Here is a 3,539-nt window from a genome sequence, read left to right as displayed (position 1 = left end):
GCTTTGCGCCATCAGCAGTCGGCCGACGGCGGTGGAGCCGGTGAACGAGAGCTTGCGCACGATCGGATTGCCGGTCATTTCCTCGCCGATGGCTTTCGGGTCGCCGGTGAGGATGCTCAGCACGCCCTTCGGAATGCCGGCGCGTTCGGCGAGCACGGCCATGGCGAAGGCCGAGAATGGGGTGGCTTCTGCTGGTTTCACCACGATCGGGCAACCGGCTGCGAGCGCGGGGCCGACCTTGCGGGTGATCATTGCTGCCGGGAAGTTCCATGGCGTGATCGCCGCGCATACGCCGATCGGCTCCTTCGTCACGACGATGCGTTTGTCTGCCGCCGGAGTAGCGAGGGTATCGCCGGCGACGCGCTTGCCTTCTTCCGCGAACCATTCGATGAACGACGCCGCGTAGGTGATTTCGCCCTTGGCTTCGGCGAGCGGCTTGCCTTGTTCGGTGGTGAGGATCAACGCGAGGTCATCGGCGTTTTCTGTCATCAAGTCGAACCACTTGCGCATCACGGCCGCGCGTTCCTTCGCGGTCTTCTTGCGCCAGGCGGGCCACGCAGCGTTCGCTGCTTCGATCGCACGGCGGGTTTCGGTTGTGCCCATCTTGGGCACGGAGCCAAGGGATTCGCCCGTCGCAGGGTTCTTTACTTCGAAGGTTTCGCCAGTGTGGGATTGTTGCCATTCACCGTTGATGTAGGCTGCGTTGCGCAGCAAGGTCGGGTCTTTTAGTTGATCTTTCAAGGTCATTGTTTTCTCCGGTTTTTTTGGTTCGCTAGCGCTTCGATGGACTTCCTGTGTTCGCGTAGGTTTATTAGCACTGCCCCTCCCCGGGGCGGGGGGTAACTTTCTTTGCTGCTGCAAAGAAAGTCACCAAAGAAAGCAGCTTTTTTTCTCGCCCAGCGTCATCCTATGGGCGCAGCACAGAACCATGTTTCTGGCACTGCAGTAGAGAGTGCCCTCATAGGCCCCACCGGGCGTGGATCGCCGACCCACTGTGTAAGCGCACCACAGAACAAACTGGTGCAGCCCTTGCACGCTCCGGCGCTGCGCTTCGCGCCGCCGTCCGGTCAATCGGGGCTGGGCTGCCCATGCTTCCTCGCCAATGGATCCATCTCATAGCTTTTACCTCCCACCGGTTTCCCTTGCATACCCTTCGGCAGCGCGCAGCGCTGGGCCGGCGCTTTCCGGTGCTGCACCAGTTTGTTTGGGGGCGCGGTTGCACAGTGGGTCCGCGATCCACGCCCGATGGGGCCTATGAGGGCACTCGCTATGGCCGGGCCAGTGAGGCAATTCTGTGTCGTGCCGCTGGTGTTCCTTGGGCGGTAAGAAAGCTGCTTTCTTTGGTGACTTTCTTTGCAGCGGCAAAGAAAGTTACCCCCGCCCCGGGGAGGGGCAGTGCTAATAGACCGACGCGAATACGGGAAGTCCATCGAAGCGCGAGCAAAATCAAAACCCTCACCGCGCGGCGGCGCCCCGCGCAAACCTGGGAGCATCCTCTTCGATAGATTCCTCGAGAGAAGAAAGCTCGACCCCCGCAGCTTCCCTGAGCGGAACGATGGAAACGACCGAAATAACCGCCAGGAAAATAATGTACCCAACAAGAGGCCAATACCCCCCAGCCCAGGCGATCAACATCGCCGCAATCACCGGAGTGGGCCCACTCCACGACACCGTGGCAAGCTGATAAGCCAACGACACCCCGCAATACCGCACCCCTGACGAATATTGCTCGGCAAAAAGGCTAGGCTGTGCCGCCTGAACAGACCCATCTCCAACCGCCCTAGCCCGCCTTGCGCTCCGCCTCGCCATTCACGCCCGCGAAAGCCTGCTTGCGCCAGTCGCCCGCATCCGGCTTCGACAAGCCAAGGTTCTCGCGCAACGTCGTGCCGTCGTAGTCCTTGCGGAACACGCCGCGACGCTGCAACTCCGGCACCACCTGGCGCACGAAGTCCTCATAGCCGCCAGGAACGTGCGTCGGCGAAATCACGAAGCCGTCGCAACCGCCTTCGACAAACCATTGCTCCATCTGGTCAGCCACCGTCTTAGCCGTGCCCGCGAACACCGGGAACTCATTCAGGCGCGCACGATTCGAGAACTCGACGAAATCACGCACCGACGGATTCTGCTTGCCCGACAACATCACCACGCGATCGCGGAAACCCGTCCAGCCCGAAATGGCCTTCATCTCGGCATCACTGAACGGCGCGTCGTAGTCGCGCTTCGAGAAGTCCGTGTTGAGCACTTCGCACAGCAGCGTCAGCGAGTCGATCGGCTTCGCCAGCGAATCGATGTACTCGCGCTCCTGCTGCGCAATCTCTTCCGATTCGGCGACCACCGTGTAACACGCCGTCGATACCTTGACCTTCTCCGGATCGCGCCCCGCCGCCGACACCGCCTGCTTCAGCTCGGCATACTGCTTCTTGCCCGCTGCAAGGTTCGGGTACACGACGAAGATCAGCTCGCCCCAGCGCGATGCAAACGCACGGCCACGGCCGCTCTGCCCCGCCTGGATCAACACCGGATGACCCTGCTGCGAACGCGGCACCGTGAGCGGTCCGCGCGACTTGAAGTACTCGCCCCTGTGATCGAGTCGATGCACCTTGGCCGGATCGGCGAAACGGCCGCTCTCCTTGTCGAGGATCAGCGCATCGCTCTCCCACGAATCCCAATGACCCATCACGGTCTCGAGAAATTCGTCGGCGCGATCGTAGCGCAAGTCATGCTCCAGATGCATGTCGCGACCGAAGTTCGCCGCTTCCGAATCGTTCAGCGACGTCACCACGTTCCACGCGACACGGCCCTTCGTCATCAGGTCCAGCGTCGCGAAGTGACGCGCGATGTGGTACGGCTCGTAGTAGGTCGTCGAGTACGTGGCGCCCAAGCCCAGGTGCGTCGTGGCCATGGCCATCGCGGTCACGATCGGCGACGGGTCCATCTTCACGGCGCGCACACCATGCTCCACCGTCTGCGCATGATCGTTGCCGTAGATGTCCGGCATCGCGAGACGATCATCGAAGAAGGCCAGATGGAACTTGCCCTCCTCCAGCGTGCGCGCAATGCGCTGGTAATACTCCGGCGACATGAAGTCCTGCATCGCGCCGCTATGACGCCAGGAGCCAGGATAGGTCGAGCAGTTCTGAGCCTGCAGGAAACCGATGAGCGTCATCTGACGCGAAGTGTTGTTTGCCATGTTGAGCATGCCTCCTCGTTCTTGTCGGCGTTATCAGACGCCGGGAATTTCAATCGTCAGCAACGGTGCGTGCTGCTGCGCGCCGAATGTGTCGCGCTCGCCCACACTGCCCTGCGCCCACGAACGCTTCAGCGTCAGCTTGAAAGCGCGCGCCGGGTCGAAGAACATCAAGGTCACGATGTCTTCCTTCTTCACGTTGTACAGCTTGCAGATCAGCGCCTCGGTCAGCACTCCGCTCGCCTTCACGCGTTCGTATAGCGTTGGTTCGTCGAAGATCACGTCGAACGTGATCTCGAACGGACCCGAGTTCTTGCTGCGCACCACCTTCGCCAGTTCGCGCAGCGTCTTG

The 3,539-nt window shown here is 61.4% G+C and carries 3 protein-coding genes; all 3 read right to left on the bottom strand.

Annotation, left to right across the window (positions count from 1 at the left end; genetic code table 11):
* Positions 1–747: aldehyde dehydrogenase family protein (locus QCE64_RS36160; protein WP_310009135.1), on the bottom strand; the 747-nt coding region annotated here is incomplete at its 3' end.
* 1,033 nt (positions 748–1,780) lie between these two features.
* Positions 1,781–3,190: an LLM class flavin-dependent oxidoreductase gene (locus QCE64_RS36155; protein ID WP_310009133.1), complete on the bottom strand. Its 1,410-nt coding sequence runs from the start codon at positions 3,188–3,190 to the stop codon at positions 1,781–1,783.
* Positions 3,191–3,223: 33 nt separating this feature from the next.
* Positions 3,224–3,539, bottom strand: a 316-nt coding sequence (locus QCE64_RS36150; protein WP_310009129.1) for a DUF4387 domain-containing protein, incomplete at its 5' end; no start/stop codon positions are given.

Origin of the sequence: Caballeronia sp. LZ043, from assembly GCF_031451075.1 — a bacterium.
Taxonomy (GTDB): Bacteria; Pseudomonadota; Gammaproteobacteria; order Burkholderiales; family Burkholderiaceae; genus Caballeronia.
Note: the sequence above shows the minus strand (reverse complement) of the source record. Positions and strands in the feature narration are given on the sequence as shown.